General features: G+C 54.7%; 20 protein-coding genes. 4 read left to right on the top strand and 16 right to left on the bottom strand.

The genetic code is table 11. The features are described from left to right. Window positions 1–172: 172 nt before the first annotated feature. The 14 genes from glmU to asnC all read right to left on the bottom strand — a co-directional run bounded on the left by glmU (window position 173) and on the right by asnC (window position 13175). Window positions 173–1543 carry a bifunctional UDP-N-acetylglucosamine diphosphorylase/glucosamine-1-phosphate N-acetyltransferase GlmU gene (gene glmU / locus USG84_RS21255; RefSeq protein ID WP_151412282.1) on the bottom strand — a complete coding sequence of 457 codons (1371 nt, stop codon included), beginning with the start codon at window positions 1541–1543 and terminating at the stop codon, window positions 173–175. A gap of 138 nt (window positions 1544–1681) precedes the next feature. Beyond that, entirely contained in the window at window positions 1682–2101 is a 420-nt protein-coding gene (locus USG84_RS21260; protein WP_006177560.1) for a F0F1 ATP synthase subunit epsilon, read from the bottom strand. A 20-nt stretch (window positions 2102–2121) separates the two neighbouring features. Continuing rightward, window positions 2122–3504 (bottom strand): F0F1 ATP synthase subunit beta, encoded by a 1383-nt coding sequence (atpD, locus tag USG84_RS21265; protein WP_003862362.1) that lies wholly within the window; start codon window positions 3502–3504, stop codon window positions 2122–2124. A gap of 31 nt (window positions 3505–3535) precedes the next feature. After that, window positions 3536–4399: a F0F1 ATP synthase subunit gamma gene (gene atpG, locus USG84_RS21270; protein WP_320738450.1), complete on the bottom strand. Its 864-nt coding sequence runs from the start codon at window positions 4397–4399 to the stop codon at window positions 3536–3538. Between the two features lie 51 nt (window positions 4400–4450). Beyond that, window positions 4451–5992, bottom strand: a complete 1542-nt coding sequence (gene atpA, locus USG84_RS21275) for a F0F1 ATP synthase subunit alpha (RefSeq protein ID WP_006808751.1) — start codon at window positions 5990–5992, stop codon at window positions 4451–4453. 12 nt (window positions 5993–6004) lie between these two features. After that, window positions 6005–6538 carry a F0F1 ATP synthase subunit delta gene (gene atpH / locus USG84_RS21280; RefSeq protein ID WP_003862369.1) on the bottom strand — a complete coding sequence of 178 codons (534 nt, stop codon included), beginning with the start codon at window positions 6536–6538 and terminating at the stop codon, window positions 6005–6007. Window positions 6539–6552: 14 nt separating this feature from the next. Then, on the bottom strand, window positions 6553–7023 hold the full coding sequence (gene atpF, locus USG84_RS21285; RefSeq protein WP_003862370.1) for a F0F1 ATP synthase subunit B: 471 nt from the start codon (window positions 7021–7023) through the stop codon (window positions 6553–6555). A 48-nt stretch (window positions 7024–7071) separates the two neighbouring features. Further along, a complete protein-coding gene (atpE, locus tag USG84_RS21290) occupies window positions 7072–7311 on the bottom strand; it encodes a F0F1 ATP synthase subunit C (RefSeq protein WP_000429386.1) in 240 nt (79 codons plus the stop codon). Between the two features lie 49 nt (window positions 7312–7360). Continuing rightward, window positions 7361–8176 carry a F0F1 ATP synthase subunit A gene (gene atpB / locus USG84_RS21295; protein ID WP_028014916.1) on the bottom strand — a complete coding sequence of 272 codons (816 nt, stop codon included), beginning with the start codon at window positions 8174–8176 and terminating at the stop codon, window positions 7361–7363. A gap of 8 nt (window positions 8177–8184) precedes the next feature. Further along, window positions 8185–8565 (bottom strand): F0F1 ATP synthase subunit I, encoded by a 381-nt coding sequence (atpI, locus tag USG84_RS21300; protein WP_151412341.1) that lies wholly within the window; start codon window positions 8563–8565, stop codon window positions 8185–8187. Window positions 8566–9181: 616 nt separating this feature from the next. Beyond that, a complete protein-coding gene (rsmG, locus tag USG84_RS21305; protein ID WP_061096729.1) occupies window positions 9182–9805 on the bottom strand; it encodes a 16S rRNA (guanine(527)-N(7))-methyltransferase RsmG in 624 nt (207 codons plus the stop codon). Between the two features lie 107 nt (window positions 9806–9912). Beyond that, on the bottom strand, window positions 9913–11802 hold the full coding sequence (mnmG, locus tag USG84_RS21310) for a tRNA uridine-5-carboxymethylaminomethyl(34) synthesis enzyme MnmG (protein ID WP_032644275.1): 1890 nt from the start codon (window positions 11800–11802) through the stop codon (window positions 9913–9915). Between the two features lie 374 nt (window positions 11803–12176). After that, a complete protein-coding gene (gene mioC, locus USG84_RS21315) occupies window positions 12177–12626 on the bottom strand; it encodes an FMN-binding protein MioC (RefSeq protein WP_061096730.1) in 450 nt (149 codons plus the stop codon). A 90-nt stretch (window positions 12627–12716) separates the two neighbouring features. Continuing rightward, window positions 12717–13175: a transcriptional regulator AsnC gene (asnC, locus tag USG84_RS21320; RefSeq protein WP_008500198.1), complete on the bottom strand. Its 459-nt coding sequence runs from the start codon at window positions 13173–13175 to the stop codon at window positions 12717–12719. A gap of 151 nt (window positions 13176–13326) precedes the next feature. Between asnC and asnA the strand changes: the two genes are divergently transcribed. Continuing rightward, entirely contained in the window at window positions 13327–14319 is a 993-nt protein-coding gene (gene asnA, locus USG84_RS21325) for an aspartate--ammonia ligase (protein ID WP_320738451.1), read from the top strand. On the opposite strand, the gene viaA is transcribed toward asnA, so the two are convergent. Both viaA and ravA read right to left on the bottom strand, forming a co-directional pair. Then, complete coding sequence (viaA, locus tag USG84_RS21330; RefSeq protein WP_253540107.1) at window positions 14320–15771, bottom strand: ATPase RavA stimulator ViaA; 1452 nt, start codon at window positions 15769–15771, stop codon at window positions 14320–14322. Then, the gene (gene ravA / locus USG84_RS21335; protein WP_253540104.1) at window positions 15765–17261 is read right to left on the bottom strand and encodes an ATPase RavA; all 1497 of its coding nucleotides are present in this window, start codon (window positions 17259–17261) and stop codon (window positions 15765–15767) included. The genes viaA and ravA overlap by 7 nt, the downstream gene beginning before the upstream one ends. Window positions 17262–17482: 221 nt before the next feature. Here ravA and kup point away from each other — a divergent pair, with 221 nt between their 5' ends. From kup to rbsA, 3 genes are all read left to right on the top strand, one after another. Next, window positions 17483–19351 (top strand): low affinity potassium transporter Kup, encoded by a 1869-nt coding sequence (kup, locus tag USG84_RS21340; RefSeq protein WP_061096733.1) that lies wholly within the window; start codon window positions 17483–17485, stop codon window positions 19349–19351. A 226-nt stretch (window positions 19352–19577) separates the two neighbouring features. Continuing rightward, window positions 19578–19997 carry a D-ribose pyranase gene (gene rbsD / locus USG84_RS21345; protein ID WP_003862392.1) on the top strand — a complete coding sequence of 140 codons (420 nt, stop codon included), beginning with the start codon at window positions 19578–19580 and terminating at the stop codon, window positions 19995–19997. 7 nt (window positions 19998–20004) lie between these two features. Beyond that, on the top strand, window positions 20005–21510 hold the full coding sequence (gene rbsA / locus USG84_RS21350) for a ribose ABC transporter ATP-binding protein RbsA (RefSeq protein WP_253543455.1): 1506 nt from the start codon (window positions 20005–20007) through the stop codon (window positions 21508–21510). Window positions 21511–21513: the final 3 nt, after the last annotated feature.

Below are 21513 nucleotides of genomic sequence, written 5' to 3' on the forward strand. Positions count from 1 at the left end.
CCCCGAGCCTTGTAGAGAGTGGGGTTATTTTTATGGGTACTGCCTGTGGGGGGAGGATTATATTATCCTCTCATCCCGACCCTCTTCCCAAAGGGGCGAGGGTGAAAACCGCACCGTTCAGTCCCCCTCTCCCCTATGGGGAGAGGGTCAGGGTGAGGGGTGTATATTGTTGTTACTTCTTCTTCACCGGGCGTTTCCAGCCCTGCTTGTGTACCTGCGGAACGCGGCTTAACACCAGCTCGTTATCCGCTACGTCGCGCGTGACGGTCGTGCCGGCGGCGATGGTCACACCGTTACCCACGGTAACAGGCGCCACCAGCTGCGTGTCCGAACCAACAAACACGTCATCACCGATGATGGTTTTAAACTTATTGGCGCCGTCATAGTTACAGGTAATGGTCCCTGCACCAATGTTCACGTTGTCGCCAATTTCCGCGTCGCCCAGATAGGTCAAATGACCGGCTTTCGAGCCTTTACCCAGACGCGCTTTTTTCATTTCCACGAAGTTGCCCACGTGCGCGCCTTCCAGCAGCTCAGCGCCCGGGCGCAGACGCGCAAACGGGCCGATGGTACACGCAGCTTCAAGGTGAGCATCTTCCACCACGCTGTAAGGGCTGATTTCGCAGCCGTCACCGATGACGCTGTTTTTAATCACGCAGCCGGCGCCAATTTTGACGCGGTTGCCCAGCGTAACGTTGCCTTCAAGAATAACGTTAGTATCGATCTCAACGTCGCGCCCGTGAGACACGGTGCCGCGCAAATCGAAACGCGCCGGATCGCGCAGCATCACGCCTGCCAGCAGCAGCTTTTCGGCCTGCTCGGACTGATAAATACGCTCAAGACGGGAAAGCTGCAGGCGGTTGTTCACGCCGTCCGTTTCGCTGATGCGCGCCGGATGAACGGCGGCGATCTCACGGCCTTCGTGGTACGCCATCGCAATGATGTCGGTGATGTAGTACTCACCCTGCGCGTTGTTATTGTTGAGCTGAGAGAGCCAGCGCTTCATGTCCGCGCCATTGGCAATCAGGATGCCGGTGTTGATCTCCTGAATCTTGCGCTGCTCATCGCTGGCATCTTTATGTTCAACAATACCCGTTACGTTGCCGTTTTCACGCGTGATACGGCCATAGCCCGTTGGATCGTCCAGCACAACGGTTAATAAACCGATGCCGCCCTGCGGCTTGGCTGCACGCAGGCGAGTCAGCGTTTCAACGGAAATCAGCGGAACGTCGCCGTAAAGCATCAGAATGTCTTCGTCATCGGCAAAGAACGGCGCCGCCTGCTGCATCGCATGACCGGTACCCAACTGTTCAGCCTGAAGCACCCAGTTGAGCGCGTCATCGCTCAGCGTCTTTTTAAGCAGATCGCCACCGTGGCCGTAGACCAGGTGAACCTGACGGGCACCCAGTTCATTCGCTGCATCAATGACATGCTGCACCATTGGCTTTCCTGCCAGCGTGTGAAGCACTTTAGGCAGATCGGAATACATGCGGGTACCTTTGCCTGCGGCAAGGATCACCACGCTCATCGCACTGTTTGACATACGCATCCTGACGGTAGTTTGAGTGAGAAGTAAAAACGTTTGATGCCTAAAATTCTACATCTTTTTCATCATGAATTAAGGATGAAAAAAAAAGCCAGCCTGGTGTCCAGACTGGCTTTTGTGCTTTTCAAGCCGGTGTTACATCGCTTTTTTGGTCAACTCGATAACGCGCAGTTTCGCGATCGCTTTGGCCAGCTCCGCAGACGCCTGAGCGTAATCCACGTCACCATGAGAGCTGCTAATGTGCTCTTCAGCCTTACGCTTCGATTCCAGGGCTCGCGCTTCGTCGAGATCCTGGCCACGAATAGCGGTATCGGCCAGAACGGTCACACTGCCAGGCTGCACTTCAAGAATGCCGCCGGACAGATAGATAAACTCTTCGTGACCGAACTGTTTAACGATGCGGATCATACCAGGCTTAATGGCGGTGAGCAGCGGTGCGTGACCCGGGAAAATACCCAGTTCACCTTCACTGCCCGTTACCTGGATTTTCTCGACCAGACCAGAGAACATTTGTTGCTCTGCGCTGACGACGTCCAGGTGGTAAGTCATTGCCATATCACCCTCCGATTAAGGCGTTAAAGTTTTTTGGCTTTTTCCACGGCTTCTTCGATGGAACCAACCATGTAGAACGCCTGCTCTGGCAGGTGATCGTATTCGCCTTCCATGATGCCTTTAAAGCCACGGATGGTGTCTTTCAGGGAAACGTATTTACCCGGAGAACCGGTGAATACTTCCGCAACGAAGAACGGCTGGGACAGGAAGCGCTGGATCTTACGCGCACGTGCTACCACCAGTTTGTCTTCTTCAGACAGTTCATCCATACCCAGGATGGCGATGATGTCTTTCAGTTCCTGGTAACGCTGCAGCAGGGACTGTACGCCACGCGCGGTGTCGTAGTGTTCCTGACCAACAACCAGTGGATCCAGCTGACGGCTGGTGGAGTCCAGCGGGTCAACGGCCGGGTAGATACCCAGAGACGCGATCTGACGGCTCAGTACCACGGTTGCGTCTAAGTGCGCAAAGGTGGTTGCTGGAGATGGGTCAGTCAAGTCATCCGCAGGTACGTATACCGCCTGAACGGAGGTGATAGAACCGGTTTTGGTAGAGGTGATACGTTCCTGAAGAACACCCATCTCTTCCGCCAGGGTCGGCTGGTAGCCTACCGCTGAAGGCATACGACCCAGCAGTGCAGATACTTCCGTACCGGCCAGGGTGTAACGATAGATGTTATCAACGAACAGCAGAACGTCACGGCCTTCGTCACGGAATTTCTCAGCCATAGTCAGGCCAGTCAGCGCAACGCGCAGACGGTTTCCTGGTGGCTCGTTCATCTGGCCGTAAACCAGGGATACTTTGTCCAGAACGTTGGAGTCGGTCATTTCGTGGTAGAAGTCGTTACCCTCACGAGTACGTTCACCTACGCCCGCAAACACGGAGTAACCGGAGTGTTCGATCGCGATGTTACGGATCAGCTCCATCATGTTTACGGTTTTACCTACACCCGCACCACCGAACAGACCAACTTTACCGCCCTTCGCAAACGGACACATCAGGTCGATAACTTTGATACCGGTTTCCAGCAGTTCCTGAGAGCTGGACAGCTCTTCGTAGGAAGGTGCCGCGCGGTGGATAGCCCAACGCTCTTCTTCACCGATGTCGCCTTTCATGTCGATTGGCTGACCCAATACGTTCATGATACGACCCAGTGTTGCTTTACCTACCGGGACTTCGATCGGGTGCTCAAGGTCTTTAACTTCCAGACCACGACGCAGACCGTCGGAAGAACCCATCGCGATGGTACGCACGATACCGCCGCCGAGCTGCTGCTGAACTTCCAGCACCAGGCTCTCGTTACCATTCTGTACCTCAAGCGCGTCGTACACGCGTGGTACGGCGTCCTGAGGGAACTCGACGTCCACCACGGCGCCGATTACCTGGACAATCTTTCCAGTAGCCATCTTGAATCCTCTACGTAATTCGTAAACCTGGTTAAACCGCGGCGGCCCCCGAGACGATCTCGGTGAGTTCCTGAGTAATGCTGGCCTGACGAGCTTTGTTGTAAACCAACTGCAGCTCTTTAATCAGGCTGCCGCCATTATCGGTCGCGGCTTTCATCGCCACCATTCGTGCGGCCTGCTCGCTGGCCAGGTTTTCTACAACGCCCTGATAAACCTGAGATTCAAGGTAACGACGCAGCAGGGTATCCAGCAGCGGTTTCGGATCGGGTTCATACAGGTAATCCCAGGCTTTCTGCTTCAGCTCGTCATCTTCTGATGCCGGTAACGGCAGCATCTGAGTGAGCGTTGGAACCTGAGACATGGTGTTAATGAATTTGTTGCTGACAACGTACAGTCTGTCCAGGCGGCCTTCATCGTAGGCCTGCAACATCACTTTAACCGGGCCGATCAGTTCGGACAGGGACGGGTTATCACCCATACCAGTCACCTGAGCGACAATGTTGCCACCAACGGAGTTAAAGAAAGAGACGCCTTTAGAGCCAATCAGTGCCAGATCGCACTGAACGCCTTTATCAGACCAGCCTTTCATATCCGCCAGCAGTTTTTTGAACAGGTTAATGTTCAAGCCGCCACACAGACCACGGTCAGTCGACACCACCAGGTAGCCCACGCGCTTAACGTCGCGTTCTTCCAGGTAAGGGTGCTTATATTCCAGATTACCGTTTGCAAGGTGACCAATCACTTTGCGCATGGTCTCTGCATAAGGACGGCTGGCCGCCATGCGATCCTGCGATTTACGCATTTTGGAAGCGGCGACCATCTCCATCGCTTTAGTGATCTTTTGCGTGTTCTGGACGCTTGCGATCTTACTACGTATCTCTTTTGCGCCGGCCATGAGCTTCTCCTCAATGCCAGGCGGCTTGCCCTGAGACAAGCCGCCGGACGATTACCAGGATTGGGTTGCTTTGAAGGAATCGAGGATAGCTTTCAGCTTGCCTTCGATTTCGTCGTTATAGCCACCGGTCTGGTTGATCTCTTGCATCAGCGGAGCGTGATCACGGTCGACGTAAGCCAGCAGAGCGGCTTCGAAGCTACCGATTTTCGCCAGTTCCACATCTTCGAGGTAACCGCGTTCAGCCGCGAACAGCACCAGGCCCTGCTGAGCAACAGACATTGGAGCGTACTGTTTCTGCTTCAGCAGCTCGGTCACTTTCTGACCGTGGCTCAGCTGTTTACGGGTTGCTTCGTCCAGATCTGATGCGAACTGAGAGAACGCAGCCAGTTCACGATACTGTGCCAGCGCGGTACGGATACCACCGGACAGTTTCTTGATGATCTTGGTCTGAGCAGCACCACCCACACGGGATACGGAGATACCCGGGTTAACCGCCGGACGAATACCGGAGTTAAACAGGTTGGTTTCCAGGAAGATCTGACCATCGGTAATGGAGATTACGTTGGTCGGAACGAACGCAGAAACGTCACCCGCCTGGGTTTCAATGATCGGCAGAGCGGTCAGAGAACCTGTTTTACCCTTCACTTCACCTTTGGTGAAGTTCTCGACGTATTCCGCGTTAACGCGGGAAGCACGCTCCAGCAGACGAGAGTGGAGGTAGAATACGTCGCCAGGGAATGCTTCACGTCCAGGTGGACGACGGAGCAGCAGGGAAACCTGACGATAAGCAACAGCCTGTTTAGACAGGTCATCGTATACGATCAGCGCATCTTCACCGCGGTCACGGAAGTATTCGCCCATTGCGCAACCGGCGTATGGCGCCAGGTATTGCAGTGCAGCAGATTCAGAAGCGGTAGCCACAACAACGATGGTGTTAGACAGCGCGCCGTGCTCTTCCAGTTTACGAACCACGTTAGAAATGGTGGACGCTTTCTGGCCGATAGCCACGTACACACATTTGATGCCGGAGTCACGCTGGTTGATGATGGCGTCGATTGCCATCGCGGTTTTACCGGTCTGACGGTCACCGATGATCAGTTCACGCTGACCACGACCGATTGGGATCATGGCATCAACGGACTTATAACCAGTCTGCACTGGCTGATCAACGGACTGACGGTCGATAACGCCTGGTGCGATAACTTCGATTGGGGAGAAGCCATCGTGCTCAACCGGACCTTTACCGTCGATTGGCGCACCCAGGGTGTTAACAACGCGACCCAGCAGGCCACGGCCAACCGGCACTTCCAGAATACGGCCAGTACACTTAACCTTCATGCCTTCGGCGAGGTCAGCGTATGGACCCATCACAACTGCACCTACGGAGTCGCGCTCCAGGTTCAGTGCGATAGCGTAACGGTTACCCGGCAGAGAAATCATCTCACCCTGCATACAATCGGCCAGGCCGTGGATGCGGATAACACCGTCACTTACAGAAACAATAGTACCTTCGTTGTGAGCTTCACTCACAACACTGAACTGAGCAATGCGCTGCTTGATCAGTTCGCTGATTTCGGTGGAATTCAGTTGCATGCTCCAGTCCCCTTAAGACTGCAAGACGTCTGCAAGGCGCTCAAGACGGCCGCGTACGCTGCCATCAATGACCATATCACCCGAGCGGATGATTACGCCTGCCATTACAGACTTATCGATTTTGCAATTCAGCTTAACTTTGCGTGACAGACGTTTTTCCATCGCGGCGGTGATTTTCGCAAGCTGTTCGTCACTCAGTTCAGTCGCGGAAGTCACTTCGACTTCTGCAGTTGCTTCACTAAGGGCACGTAAGTGCTCAAACTGCTCGAGAACATCCGGGAGCACACGGAGACGACCATTTTCCGCCATCACCTTAATCAGGTTCTGGCCGTTGGCATCCAGTTGCTCTCCGCACACGGCGATAAACGACGCGGCGAGGGTTTCAGGTGCTAACGCACCGGAAAGCAACTCGGCCATTTGTTCGTTTTTCGTCACCTCAGCGGCAAACGCCAGCATGTTCTGCCAGCGATCGACATTTTGGTGTTCGACAGCAAAGTCAAAAGCTGCTTTGGCGTAGGGGCGAGCTACCGTAACAAATTCAGACATCAGCCCCTCCCTCCTTACAGTTCAGCGACAAGTTTGTCCACGATGTCGCTGTTAGCAGCTTCATCCACGGAACGTTCGATGATCTTCTCGGCGCCAGCAACAGCCAGAATCGCAACCTGCTTACGCAGTTCTTCACGAGCACGTTTACGCTCAGCTTCAATTTCAGCCTGAGCCTGTGTCACGATCTTAGTACGTTCCTGTTCTGCTTCAGCTTTAGCTTCGTCCAGGATCTGAGAACGGCGCTTGTTAGCCTGTTCAATGATTACCTGAGCTTCAGCTTTCGCTTTTTTCAGCTGGTCTGTCGCGTTGGCCTGTGCAAGGTCCAAATCTTTCTTAGCGCGTTCTGCGGAAGCCAGACCGTCAGCAATTTCTTTCTGACGTTTTTCGATGGCAGCCATTAAAGGCGGCCATACATACTTCATGCAGAACCAGACAAAGAGAATAAACGCGATGGCCTGGCCGAGGATTGTTGCGTTCATGTTCACAGCACAATACCTCTTAAATTTCTGTGGCTTGGGGTTTTAAAACAACTACTACGCGACAGCAAACATCACGTACAGACCCAGACCTACAGCGATCATTGGGATTGCATCCACCAGACCCATAACGATAAAGAACTGAGTACGCAGCAGAGGAATCAGATCAGGTTGACGCGCTGCGCCTTCCAGGAATTTACCTCCGAGGATGCCGATACCGATCGCAGCACCGATAGCCGCCAGACCCATCATCACAGCGGCAGCCATGTACAGCAGATCCATATTCAGGTTTTCCATGACAGTCTCCAGTTTGTTTCAATTAAAACGTAGTAGTGTTGGTAAAAAATCAGTGCTCTTCAGACGCCATCGACAGATAGACGATCGTCAGAACCATGAAGATAAAGGCTTGCAGCGTAATGATCAGGATGTGGAAAATGGCCCACGGCACATTCAGAACCCACTGTGACCACCACGGCAGAAGACCCGCGATCAGAATGAAAATCAGCTCACCCGCATACATGTTGCCGAACAGTCGCAGACCCAGTGAAACAGGTTTGGACAGCAGGCTAACGCCTTCCAGGATCAGGTTGACCGGAATAAACGCCCAGTGGTTGAACGGCTGCAAGGTAAGCTCTTTCACAAAGCCGCTTACGCCTTTCATTTTGATGCTGTAGAAAAGAATCAGGATAAACACGCCCAGCGCCATCGACAGGGTGATGTTCACATCCGCAGACGGTACAACACGCAGCGCAGGCAGGCCGAAGATGTGCTCGCCGATGAACGGCAGCAGGTCAATTGGCAGCAGGTCCATCAGGTTCATCAGGAAGACCCAAACGAACACGGTCAGGGCCAGCGGAGCAATCAGCTTGCTCTTACCATGGTACATGTCTTTCACGCTGCCATGGACGAAGCCGATGATCATCTCAACGAACGTCTGGAATTTCCCTGGAACACCGCTGGTCGCTTTTTTAGCAACGCTGCGGAACATGGCCAGGAACAGAAGACCCAAAACCACCGAGAAGAACATGGAGTCGATGTTGATCGTCCAGAAGGTGGCCGGGGGGTTATGTGGATCCACCAGCGAGAATGTACGCAGGTCCAGCTGAAGGTTATTCAGATGGTGACCTATGTAATCCTGCGGCGTCATATTTTCTGAAGCCATGATGCCTTTTACCCTTTGTTATTGATTACAGCTGGAGCCAGAACTTGTACCACCAGCACCAAAACCCACGTTGCTATCAGCGGTATGAATACCACTTTCAAAACCGCCAGCGCCATCACCAGTAGAGCAAAGGTCAGCAACACCTTACACACTTCGCCAAGGGCGAAGGACCAGGCCACGCGGCCTTTGGCGGGTGTATGCGCCTGATGACGCCAGGCAAAAATCATAAACAACACGTTTGGCAGCACGACCGCCAAACCCCCGCACACGGCGGAGATGCCCCAGAAGGGGTCTTTGAGGCTAAACAGCAGTCCACTTGCTATCACAGCCAGAAACTGAATGAACAGAAGCTTACGAGCAACGTTTCTACTCAAGAGCGACACAGACATCACGTTTTTACTCCTGCTCCCTTCGAGGTATGCCGCGTGTCGTATAAAACGTCCTTTAAGGCTCAGAGTCAAGCATCAAAAAGCGGACAAATTATACGGTGCGTACCCGTGATTTCAAACATTAAGTAGCGAAAAGGTGAATAAATGTTTAAATATTTTTCCCCACCGCTATTTTTTAACTTTCGTAGAAAGCATCGACCTTCGAGCAAAACTGCAAACAGCGCGAAAACGTTGACTACAAAGCGTGCACGAGATCACAAAACACACATTTGCGATAAGGTTGTATTTATCAAAGCCGTAAATCACCCAGGATTATCTTTCTGAAATTAAACACAAAATATCGCAACTATTTTCAAAACAGCCCCGTACACAATAAAAACCTTTTATTGACATTCTTAATAAATAATTAACATTGCGTTCTGGTTACAGACTTCCACTTTTAGCAGGCTGATATTTTCATAGTTGACTATCTTCGCGGTGAATAATCGGCTTGAGGTTAACCGCAAGAAAATCCCTGGTAAAAAAGCGGTTAAACGCTCTCTGGTAAATCCCTGTGAGTTGTGCTGTTTTTTAACATGCTCAGAACAGCACAAATTCCACATTTTTTATTAATTTTTTAAAAATTGTTTGGCTTAATTATCACCAGATGACGTTCACCGTCGAGCTGAGGAACGTTTAATTTCTCGATGGTTTCAACGCTAAAACCGTCCGGAAGCTGTTCAATTTCATCACCGGGCAGCTGTCCTTTCAGCGCATAAAAACGGCCATCCTCTGCCGGCAGATGCTTACACCAGCTCACCATGTCATTGAGCGAAGCAAACGCGCGGCTGATAACGCCGTCAAACGGCGGCTCTGCCGGAAACTCCTCTACCCTGCTCTGTACGGGCGTGATGTTATCCAGCTTCAGTTCATGCTGAACCTGACGTAAAAAGCGCACGCGCTTGCCCAGGCTGTCCAGCAGCGTGAAATGGCTCTCAGGTCGGACAATCGACAGCGGAACGCCAGGCAAACCAGGACCCGTCCCCACGTCGATAAAACGCTCACCGTTCAGATATGGCGCGACCACGATGCTGTCGAGAATATGGCGTACCAGCATCTCGTTGGGGTCGCGCACAGACGTCAGGTTGTACGCTTTATTCCATTTGTTCAGCATATCGACATACCCCACCAGCTGGTTTTTCTGGTGATCGGTGAGCGAAATACCTGCCTGATCCAGCAGACGAGAGAGTTTATTAAGCACGGTGAATACCTGTTTAGAAACAATTTGCCCGGTGGCGCTAACGCTTACCGGGCCTACGAACGATGTAGGGCGGGTAAGCAAAGCGCCACCCGCCAAGACGACTGCAATTAGGCGCTGCGGCGCAGCATACCTTGCTTTTTCAGCCACACCAGCAGAATCGAAATCGCGGCAGGCGTGACGCCGGAGATACGGGAGGCCTGGCCAATCGACACCGGTTTGTGATCGTTCAGCTTGGCGATCACTTCGTTGGACAGGCCCGTCACCTGACGGTAGTCCAGCATTTCCGGCAGCAGCGTGTTTTCGTTGCGCTGCTGTTTTTCGATCTCATCCTGCTGACGCGCAATGTAGCCTTCGTACTTCACCTGAATTTCGACCTGTTCAGCGGCTTCCGCGTCTTCAAGACCCGGCGCGAACGCGGTGAGTTTCACCAGATTCTCATAGGTCACCTCAGGGCGACGAAGCAGATCTTCGCCGCTGGCTTCACGCGACAGCGGCGCTGTTAAGTGAGCGTTCACTTCGGCAGCGGTTTCCGCCTGTGGGTTTACCCACGTGGTTTTCAGGCGCTGACGTTCCTGTTCAATGCGCTCCAGCTTCTCGTTGAAGCGCGCCCAGCGTTCGTCATCCACCAGACCCAGCTCGCGGCCCATCTCGGTCAGACGCAGGTCGGCGTTGTCCTCGCGCAGCATCAGGCGATATTCCGCGCGAGAGGTAAACATACGGTACGGTTCTTTGGTGCCCAGGGTGCAGAGATCGTCGACCAGCACGCCCAGATAGGCCTGAGAACGTGCCGGCGCCCAGCCCTCTTTCTCGGCAGAGAAGCGGGCAGCGTTCAGGCCGGCCAGCAGACCCTGCGCTGCGGCTTCTTCGTAGCCGGTGGTGCCGTTAATCTGGCCCGCGAAGAACAGACCGTGGATGAATTTGCTCTCCAGGGTCGGCTTCAGGTCACGCGGGTCGAAGAAATCGTACTCAATAGCGTAGCCAGGGCGAACGATTTTCGCATTCTCCATCCCCTGCATTGAGCGAACAATCTGCATCTGCACGTCGAACGGCAGGCTGGTGGAAATGCCGTTCGGGTAAATTTCGTTCGAGGTCAGCCCTTCCGGCTCCAGGAAGATCTGGTGCTGGTTACGATCGGCAAAGCGCATCACTTTGTCTTCGATCGACGGGCAGTAACGTGGGCCGATCCCTTCGATCACGCCAGCGTACATGGGGCTGCGATCGAGGTTATTGCGGATCACGTCATGGGTTTTTTCGTTGGTATGCGTGATGTAGCACGGCACCTGCTGCGGATGCTGCGCCGCGTTGCCCATAAACGAGAAGACCGGCATTGGGTTATCACCGTGCTGTTGAGCCAGTACGCTGAAATCAATGGTGCGCGCATCGATACGCGGCGGCGTGCCGGTTTTCAGACGGCTGACGCGCAGCGGCAGTTCACGCAGACGACGAGACAGCGGAATGGATGGCGGATCGCCAGCGCGGCCACCGCTGTAGTTGTCCAGACCAATATGAATTTTGCCGTCCAGGAATGTCCCAACGGTCAGCACCACGGCTTTGGCGCGGAACTTGAGGCCCATCTGGGTCACGGCGCCCACGACGCGATCGTTTTCAACGATAAGATCTTCTACCGCCTGCTGGAAGATCATCAGGTTCGGCTGGTTCTCCAGCGCGGTGCGCACGGCCTGACGGTAAAGCACGCGGTCTGCCTGTGCACGGGTGGCACGAACAGCGGGGCCTTTACTTGCGTTTAGTATCCTAAACTGGATGCCAGCCCGATCGATCGCTTTCGCCATCAGGCCGCCAAGTGCATCCACTTCTTTTACCAGGTGTCCTTTCCCAATGCCGCCAATCGCCGGATTACAGGACATTTGTCCCAGCGTGTCGATATTGTGTGTCAAAAGCAGGGTCTGCTGACCCATTCGCGCTGCGGCCATTGCGGCCTCAGTGCCTGCGTGACCCCCGCCAATGATGATGACGTCAAAAGGATCCTGATAAAACATGGTGGTCTGCCTCGCGTAAAGCGGTATGAAAATGGATTGAAGCCCGGGCCGTGGATTCTACTCAACTTTAGTCTTTCGAGAAAGCATTGGGATCCTGGGCTATTAAAAAGAAGATCTTTTTATTTAGAGATCTGTTCTATTGTGATCTCTTATTAGGATCGCAAACCCGTGTGGATAAGTCCGAACCCGCGAATAAGATCATGCAGTTAGGAAGGATCGTTTGCTGTGAATGATCGGTGATCCTGGACCGTATAAGCTGGGATCAGATCGCGACTTTATACACAGGGCAAAAACGACGCTACGGTTGTTCTTTGGATAACTACGGGTTAATACGAGCTTTTAACCAGAGTTATCCACATCTGTTCGCGCGATCTTTAATCGTTTTTGAGTAAATTTTTCCATTCACCCAACCAGATCTCGGCCGGATCTTCCGGAATGTCATGATCGAGGATGTTGATCTTGAGCGTTTCACCCAGCTGTTTTGCTCCGCAAGCGGTAACAGCGGCTTCGACTTTCTCTATCGCCCCGCAAAAGGTGTCATATTCACGACTGCCGATCCCCACCGCGCCAAAACGGACGTTTGACAGGTCGGGCTGTTGTTCCAGCAGTTCGTCATATAAAGGTTGCAGGTTATCCGGCAGATCGCCCGCGCCGTGCGTGGAGGTGATCAGCAGCCAGACCCCGTCAGCCGGGAGATCTTCAAGCAGCGGCCCGTGCAAGGTTTCTGTCGAAAAGCCTGCATCTTCCAGCTTCTCAGCCAGATGTTCCGCTACGTATTCCGCACCGCCAAGGGTGCTGCCGCTGATAAGGGTAATGTCCGCCATTGATCGCTCGCTCAGATAAAGAGGGGATCATTGTACGCTGTGAACGAGCTGGGATCTACCTGTGGAAAATGTGGGAATGAAATTGCCCGATCACGGGCGGATGGTACGCATGATCGGGTTTTGCAGGGAGATCAGCGTCTCGGTGGACTGAATTTCATCGATTGTTTGGATCTTGTTGATAAGTACCTGCTGGAGGGCATCAATGGATCGGCACATCACCTTTATAAAGATGCTGTAGTGCCCGGTGGTGTAGTACGCCTCGGTGACTTCATCGAGCGCGTTCAGCTTTGCCAGGGCGGAGGGGTAGTCTTTTGCGCTTTTAAGAATAATGCCGATGAAGCAGCAGACGTCGTAACCCAGTTGCTTCGGGCTGACGTCAATGCGCGCGCCGGTAATGATCCCTGCCTGCTTCATCTTCTCTACGCGAACGTGAATGGTTCCCGGGCTGACGCCAAACTGTTTCGCCAGTTCGGCGTAGGCTGTACGGGCATTGGCCATTAAGGCCTCCAGAATGCCGCGGTCCAGATTGTCGATCTGATAATTTTCCATAGCTTTTTCTTATGAAGATTAATGAATATGTCTATTCTAGCGTCTTATTTTAACGAATCAAAAGTGAAGTCGGCTTTTTGTTGATGGGTTATTGAATTAAGTGCCGGTTATGTTGCTTAATCATTACCAACAGGACGCAGGAGTATAAATAATGAAAACCGCTTACATCGCAAAACAACGCCAGATCAGTTTCGTAAAATCCCATTTTTCCCGCCAGCTGGAAGAGAAGCTTGGTCTTATTGAAGTTCAGGCGCCGATCCTTAGCCGCGTGGGTGACGGGACGCAGGATAACCTGTCTGGATGCGAAAAAGCGGTACAGGTGAAAGTGAAAACACTGCCAGACGCACAGTTCGAAGTGGTTCATTCCCTGGCGAAGTGGAAGCGTCAAACCCTGGGACAACACGACTTCAGCGCGGGCGAAGGGCTCTACACGCACATGAAAGCCCTTCGCCCCGATGAAGACCGTCTCACTCCAATTCACTCTGTCTACGTTGACCAGTGGGACTGGGAGCGCGTAATGGGAGATGGCGAGCGCCACGTCGGCACGCTGAAATCCACCGTTGAGGCGATCTACGCCGGGATCAAAGCGACCGAAGCGGCCGTGAGCAAAGAGTTTGGTCTGGTACCGTTCCTGCCGGATACGATCCACTTTGTCCACAGCCAGGAACTGCTGAGCCGCTTCCCGGATCTTGATGCCAAAGGCCGTGAGCGAGCAATTGCCAAAGAGTTAGGTGCCGTTTTCCTGATCGGCATCGGCGGCAAACTGTCTGATGGCAAACGTCACGACGTTCGTGCGCCGGATTATGATGACTGGAGCACCGCGGGCGAAAGCGAATATGCCGGTCTGAACGGCGATATTCTGGTCTGGAACCCGGTTCTGGAAGATGCGTTTGAACTCTCTTCTATGGGGATCCGCGTGGATGCAGACGCGCTGAAGCGCCAGCTGGCGTTGACCGGTGATGAAGATCGTCTGAAGCTGGAGTGGCATCAGGCGCTGCTGCGCGGTGAAATGCCGCAGACCATCGGCGGCGGTATCGGGCAGTCCCGTCTGACCATGCTGCTGCTGCAGCTGTCCCATATCGGTCAGGTGCAGTGTGGGGTCTGGCCGCAGCAGGTTCGTGAAAGCGTCGATTCTCTTCTTTAATTAACGCCGCCAGCGTCTGAGCAGGCGGCTACGCAACCCGGTATCAAAGCGCCAGATATGATCGAAGATGCGCATGATGCCGGGTTTTCCATGTGCGGACATCGCAACGGCATGGAAACGGTGCTGATGCACCCGCTGCAGCTCTTTCACTTTATTTACCACATCATCCGGCAGCCGCTGGGCAATGAAATCTGAAATCACCACCGCGTCAGCGTCGTACCAGTCGCCGCCCTGCATACGCTCTACAATGCTGCGAAAACAGCTGGCCAGATCGGTGCCGCCGCGAAAACGCTGGCTTAAAAAGCGGATGGCCTGCTCGATGCCCTGCTGGTTCGTCAGCTCATAGCCCACGACTTCGCTGGAGAAGAGCATGATAAAGCAGCGACGGCGATCGGCGAGCGCCACGCGCATCAGCGCCAGACAGAACGCCTTTGCACACTGCTCGTTAAAGCCGCCCATTGAGCCGGACGTATCCACGCAAACAATAAACGGCCCGCGCGGCTGTTCATCAAAATCCTGATGAACGACCGGGCGCTGGCTGAGCTTCTCGCGCCAGGCTTCGCCGTGCAGCCGGTAGGTGAGTAACTGCTTTTCCACCAGCCGACGGTAAAACTCATACTCCAGTTCGGTCATTCCCAGCGTGCTTAGCTCCGTGGGCAGCAGGCGCAGGATGTCGTCGCTTTGCTGGAGTCCGTCGACCTGTTCCGGCACGGTGGCCGGTTCGCGTACCAGGGTGCGGAAGGTTTCCATCGGTGCATCCTTCTTTGGGACCGATTTGGCCTCCCTGGACCGACCCAGCTGTTCCGCAAGCTTCATCAGCTCCGGCTGCTGGGTCAGAAAGTCGCCGTACTTCACGATCAGCTGATAATCCCCGCGCCGCAGCTGCCCGGCGCTCATGTCCCAGAGGCGGCCGGCGGCGTTTTCATTTTCTACCAGCACCTCTTCGAGCTGGCCGCTCAGCGTCATGCGTTCCTGGACTTCGCTGAGCAGCTGCTCGCGCTCTTCATCCAGCAGCTGCTGGTTCAGCGTGGTGGCCTGGACGACCAGACTCAGGCGCCAGCGCTGCAGGAAGAGGGTATGCAGCGCCGGGGTAAAGGTGGCATTTTCCGTGACCAGCGTTCTGGCCTGGCTGGCAAACGGAGAATGGACTTTATCGAGCAGCGTCAGGGTTTGCGGGATCTGGACGATAAACTGCGGCGTCGATAGCCGCTGACACTGCTGATAGGCTGCGACTTCCTCCGTCAGTTCGGGCGGGACTTCCGTCTCCTTAAACCGCTGCCGCAGGTTGTCGCGCCAGCGCGGGAGATCGTCCGTCATCGCCTTTTTGAGCTTTGGGAATTTTTCAAAAAAAGCCGCCAGCTGCGGCGTGGCAAGCAGGGTAATAACGACCTCTTCGATCAGCCCTTCCTCGCTAACCGCCAGCATGACATTGAGCGTGTCCAGCGTTAGCATTGACGCGCCTGTTTGATCTGCGCGCTGACGTCCTGCAGGCTGGCTTCAATACGGCCTAGCCAGTCGCTATGAATAAAGAGGCATTTTTGCTGCTCGCTGAAGCGGGTATGCTGCTGATGCCATTCGGTATCCAGCGCTTCCAGCTGCTGTTTAATCTCTTCCGGCACGCTGTCCGAGGCGGTGCCGGGTAGCGCAAGACGCGATCCCTGAAGGCTGACGTCGCGGATCACCAGATGCTGACTGCTGTCCACTTCCATATTCAGCGGCTGCGCGAAACCGATGCCGTTGAGCTTGCCGCGGATCTCCCCGCCCTTATCCAGCCACTGCGCCAGCGGCTCGCGCTCAATCGTAATGTGCACCACCTGCATATCATGCAGCTTGAGCGGCTGCTGGAGCAGCAGCGTCAGCGTCGTGCCGGTCAGATCGGCGGGTAGCTCGTAATGCGGTTTGCGGGCGAACATGCCGCCCAGTCGATTCACTTTTAGCGCGGTTTTATCGCTTTGCTGCTGCTGGAGCTGTATGCGCCGTTGGGCAATCGCCCCCAGATGGTTGAGCATCGCCTGCTGCCCCCAGGCGTGCCCGGTCATCAAAACGTCCAGCTGCTGCAGCATCAGGTTCATGCCTTCCGCGTCGTGCCAGAGGCAGTCTTTTAGCAGGATCAGATCGATAGGGGCGACCGCGTCGCGACCGCTAAACAGCGCGCTGGCCTGGAGCAGACGGATCGCTTTTTTCCAGCGACGGTCCGAGACATACGGAGCGGAAGGCAGGGAATCAAGCTGCTGGCGCAGCATGAAAATCAGTTCAAAGACGGCATCAGGCAGTTTAATTTTGCCGATCTCATCCTGCCACTGATTGTACTCCTCGTCCGTCACCTGCAGTGACGGCGCCACCGGGTTTTCGTTCTCATCCTGCTGGCTCACCAGCATGGAGCGGAAGTTGGATTTGTCCTGTACTTTATCCAGCCACAGGCGGATCAGCATACGGTCATACAGCGCTTCCAGGCTGCTGTCGGCTTCGGGCAGTTCGTTTGACGCGGCCACCAGCAGGCGCATGGGAATTTTCTCTTCACTGGCCCCGTTGCGGAACCGACGTTCGTTAATCGCCGTCAGCAGGGTGTTCAGAATGGCCGGGCCGGCTTTCCAGATCTCATCGAGAAAGACGATTTCCGCTTCCGGAAGATAGCCCGCCGTCAGACGCTCATAGCGCCCCTCGTCCTTCAGAGCCTGAATAGAAAGCGGGCCGAAAACTTCTTCAGGGGTGGAGAAGCGCGTCATCAAATATTCAAATGCGCGGGCGTTCTGAAAAGCGAACTTCAGGCGGCGTGCGATCAGACTCTTGGCAATGCCCGGCGGTCCCAGCAGAAACACGCTTTCACCGCTCAACGCCGCCAGCAGGCAAAGGCGAATGGCGTGGCTACGCTCGTAAAGGCCTTTCTCCAGCGCGCTGCTGAGGCGGGAAATTCTTTCTGCTAATAAATGTGAGTGAGCCATAATAGTTTTGCATCCTTTCGCCGTTGTGGCGGCCAATTGAAGCGAGTATAGACGTTTCAGTCTGGGCTGGTAATAGGCTGAAGTGCGGCGCAATTTTCTTTGCGCTACATTAATGCGGTTGCATTTAGGGGTACGATTTTGCAATGAATCGTGCATACTGTGCGCTTTTTGTGGACCAAGGGACAGGAACACATTTGTTATTTAAACGAAAAGACTAGTCTATGAGCACTGATAATAAGCAATCATTACCCGCAATAACGCTTGCGGCGATCGGGGTTGTCTACGGTGATATCGGCACCAGCCCGCTTTATACGCTTCGTGAATGTCTGTCCGGCCAGTTTGGCTTTGGTGTTGAGCGCGATGCCGTGTTTGGCTTCCTGTCCCTCATCTTCTGGCTGCTGATCCTGGTCGTTTCCGTTAAATATCTCTCCTTCGTTATGCGCGCTGATAACGCGGGCGAAGGCGGTATCCTGACCCTGATGTCCCTTGCCGGTCGCAATACCTCCGCCAGAATGACGTCCGTGCTGGTGATTATCGGCCTGATAGGCGGCAGCTTCTTCTATGGGGAAGTGGTGATAACGCCGGCTATCTCAGTGCTCTCGGCGATTGAAGGGCTGGAGATTATTGCCCCGCAGCTTGATACCTGGGTTGTCCCGCTGGCAATCATCGTGTTGACGCTGCTGTTCATGATCCAGAAACACGGTACCGGGCTGGTGGGCAAACTATTTGCGCCGATTATGCTGGCCTGGTTCCTGATCCTGGCGGCGCTCGGTTTGCGTAGCATCATCGCTAACCCGGAAGTCCTTCAGGCGCTGAATCCTTACTGGGCGGTGCATTTCTTCCTGGAATACAAAGTGGTTTCCTTCGTGGCGCTGGGTGCGGTCGTGCTCTCCATCACCGGCGTTGAGGCGTTATATGCCGATATGGGGCACTTCGGTAAGCTGCCTATCCGCGTGGCATGGTTTATTGTGGTGCTCCCGTCGCTGGTGCTGAACTACTTTGGCCAGGGCGCGCTGTTGCTCACGAATCCGGAAGCGATTAAGAACCCATTCTTCCTGCTGGCGCCTGACTGGGCGCTGGTGCCGATGCTGATCCTCGCAACGCTGGCGACGGTTATTGCGTCTCAGGCGGTGATTTCCGGCGTCTTCTCTCTGACGCGCCAGGCCGTCCGTCTGGGGTATCTCTCGCCAATGCGCATCATCCATACTTCAGAAATGGAGTCGGGCCAGATTTACATCCCGTTCGTTAACTGGCTGCTCTACTTTGCCGTTGTGATCGTGATCGTTAGCTTCGAGCACTCCAGTAATCTGGCAGCGGCCTACGGTATTGCCGTGACCGGTACGATGGTGCTGACGTCGCTTCTCTCCACAACGGTGGCGTACCGCAACTGGCACTGGAATAAATTCCTCGTGGCGATGATTCTGGTGGGCTTCCTGTGCATTGACGTGCCGCTGTTCTCCGCGAACCTCGACAAGATTGTCTCCGGCGGCTGGCTGCCGCTGACGCTGGGCCTGCTGATGTTCATTGTGATGACCACGTGGAAGAGCGAGCGCTTCCGCCTGCTGCGCCGCATGCATGAGCACGGTAATTCTCTGGAGGCGATGATCGCGTCGCTGGAGAAATCCCCGCCGGTGCGCGTGCCGGGTACCGCGGTTTATATGTCTCGTGCCCTGAACGTCATCCCGTTTGCGCTGATGCATAACCTTAAGCACAACAAGGTGCTGCACGAGCGCGTGATCCTGCTGACGCTGCGCACCGAAGATGCGCCATACGTTCACAACGTGCGTCGCGTGCAAATCGAGCAGCTGTCCCCGACCTTCTGGCGCGTGGTGGCAAGCTACGGCTGGCGCGAAACGCCGAACGTGGAAGAGGTGTTCCACCGCTGCGGTCTGGAAGGGTTAAGCTGCCGGATGATGGAGACGTCGTTCTTTATGTCGCACGAGTCGCTGATCATCGGCAAGCGCCCGTGGTACCTGCGCCTGCGCGGCAAGCTGTACCTTATCCTGCAGCGTAACGCCCTGCGCGCGCCTGACCAGTTTGAGATCCCGCCTAACCGCGTGATTGAGCTGGGGACGCAGGTAGAGATTTAAGTCTTTGTGCGGCCTGATGCTCTCACCCCGACCCTCTCCCACAGGGAGAGGGCGCAAACATAAAAAACGGTAACCTTGGGGTTACCGTTTTGCATTTACCTCCACTCCATTTCACTTAGCGAAACGTTTCGACGTCGATCACAATTCCGTTACGTCATGGTGGTTTTCTGAACACTCTTGCGTCTACACTCTTGTTAGCGAAACGTTTCGCTAGTGGAGCAAGAAAATGAAGAAAGGCACGGTTCTCAACTCAGAAATCTCATCGGTTATTTCCCGCCTTGGGCATACCGATACGCTGGTGGTTTGCGATGCAGGCTTACCGGTTCCGCGCAGCACAACCCGTATTGATATGGCGTTAACGCAGGGTGTTCCTTCGTTTATGCAGGTACTGGAAGTCGTGACGGCGGAGATGCAGGTTGAGGCGGCCATTCTCGCGGCGGAAATCAAACAACATAATCCGCAACTCCACGAAACGTTGCTCAGCCACATTGAGCAACTGCAACAACACCAGGGAAACACCATAGAAATTCGTTACACAACGCACGAGCAGTTCAAACAACAAACCGCAGACAGTCAGGCGGTGATTCGCAGCGGGGAGTGTTCCCCGTATGCGAATATCATTCTCTGTGCTGGCGTCACCTTCTGAGGCCATCATGGACGCATTACTGCAACTCAAAGGGATCGATAAATCGTTCCCGGGCGTAAAAGCCCTCTCCGGCGCGGCGCTGAACGTCTACCCCGGGCGCGTGATGGCGCTGGTGGGCGAAAACGGCGCCGGCAAATCCACCATGATGAAAGTGCTGACCGGGATCTACCAGCGCGATGCCGGTTCACTCTTATGGCTGGGTAAAGAGACCACCTTTAACGGCCCGAAATCCTCTCAGGAAGCGGGCATCGGCATTATTCACCAGGAGCTGAACCTCATCCCGCAGCTCACCATTGCCGAGAATATCTTCCTTGGCCGCGAGTTCGTGAACCGGTTCGGCAAAATCGACTGGAAAACCATGTACGCGGAAGCGGACAAGCTGCTGGCGAAGCTGAACCTGCGCTTTAAGAGCGACCGCCTGGTGGGCGATCTCTCCATCGGCGATCAGCAGATGGTGGAAATCGCGAAGGTGCTGAGCTTTGAGTCGAAGGTCATCATTATGGATGAACCGACCGATGCCCTTACCGATACCGAAACCGAATCCCTTTTCCGCGTGATCCGCGAACTGAAATCGCAGGGCCGCGGGATTGTCTATATCTCACACCGCATGAAAGAGATCTTTGAGATCTGCGACGACGTTACCGTCTTCCGCGACGGGCAGTTTATTGCCGAGCGCGAAGTGGCGACGCTGACCGAAGAGACGCTCATCGAAATGATGGTGGGACGTAAGCTCGAAGATCAGTATCCGCGTCTGGACAAAGCGCCGGGTGAGATCCGCCTCAAGGTGGACAACCTCTGCGGTCCGGGCGTAAATGATGTGACCTTTACCCTGCGTCAGGGCGAGATCCTGGGCGTGGCGGGCCTGATGGGCGCGGGCCGTACCGAGCTAATGAAAGTGCTCTACGGTGCACTGCCGCGCACCAGCGGTTACGTCACCCTCGACGGTCATGAAGTGGTGACCCGCTCGCCGCAGGACGGCCTGGCGAACGGCATCGTCTATATCTCTGAAGACCGTAAGCGCGACGGCTTAGTGCTGGGCATGTCGGTTAAAGAGAACATGTCCCTGACCGCGCTGCGCTATTTCAGCCGCAGCGGGGGCAGCCTGAAGCATAAAGACGAGCAGCAGGCGGTCAGCGATTTTATCCGTCTCTTCAACGTTAAAACCCCGTCGATGGAGCAGGCGATTGGCCTGTTGTCCGGCGGTAATCAGCAGAAAGTGGCGATTGCCCGCGGGCTGATGACGCGCCCGAAAGTGTTGATCCTCGACGAGCCAACCCGCGGCGTGGACGTGGGCGCGAAGAAAGAAATCTATCAGCTGATTAACCAGTTCAAGGCCGACGGTCTGAGCATCATTCTGGTCTCTTCCGAGATGCCAGAGGTATTAGGCATGAGCGATCGCATTATCGTCATGCATGAAGGGCATCTCGGCGGTGAATTCACTCGCGAGCAGGCCACCCAGGAAGTTCTGATGGCTGCCGCTGTGGGCAAGCTTAATCGCGTGAATCAGGAGTAAGAA

The sequence above is a fragment of the Enterobacter sp. 168J2 genome (genome assembly GCF_034107265.1).
Taxonomy (GTDB): Bacteria; Pseudomonadota; Gammaproteobacteria; order Enterobacterales; family Enterobacteriaceae; genus Enterobacter; species Enterobacter nematophilus.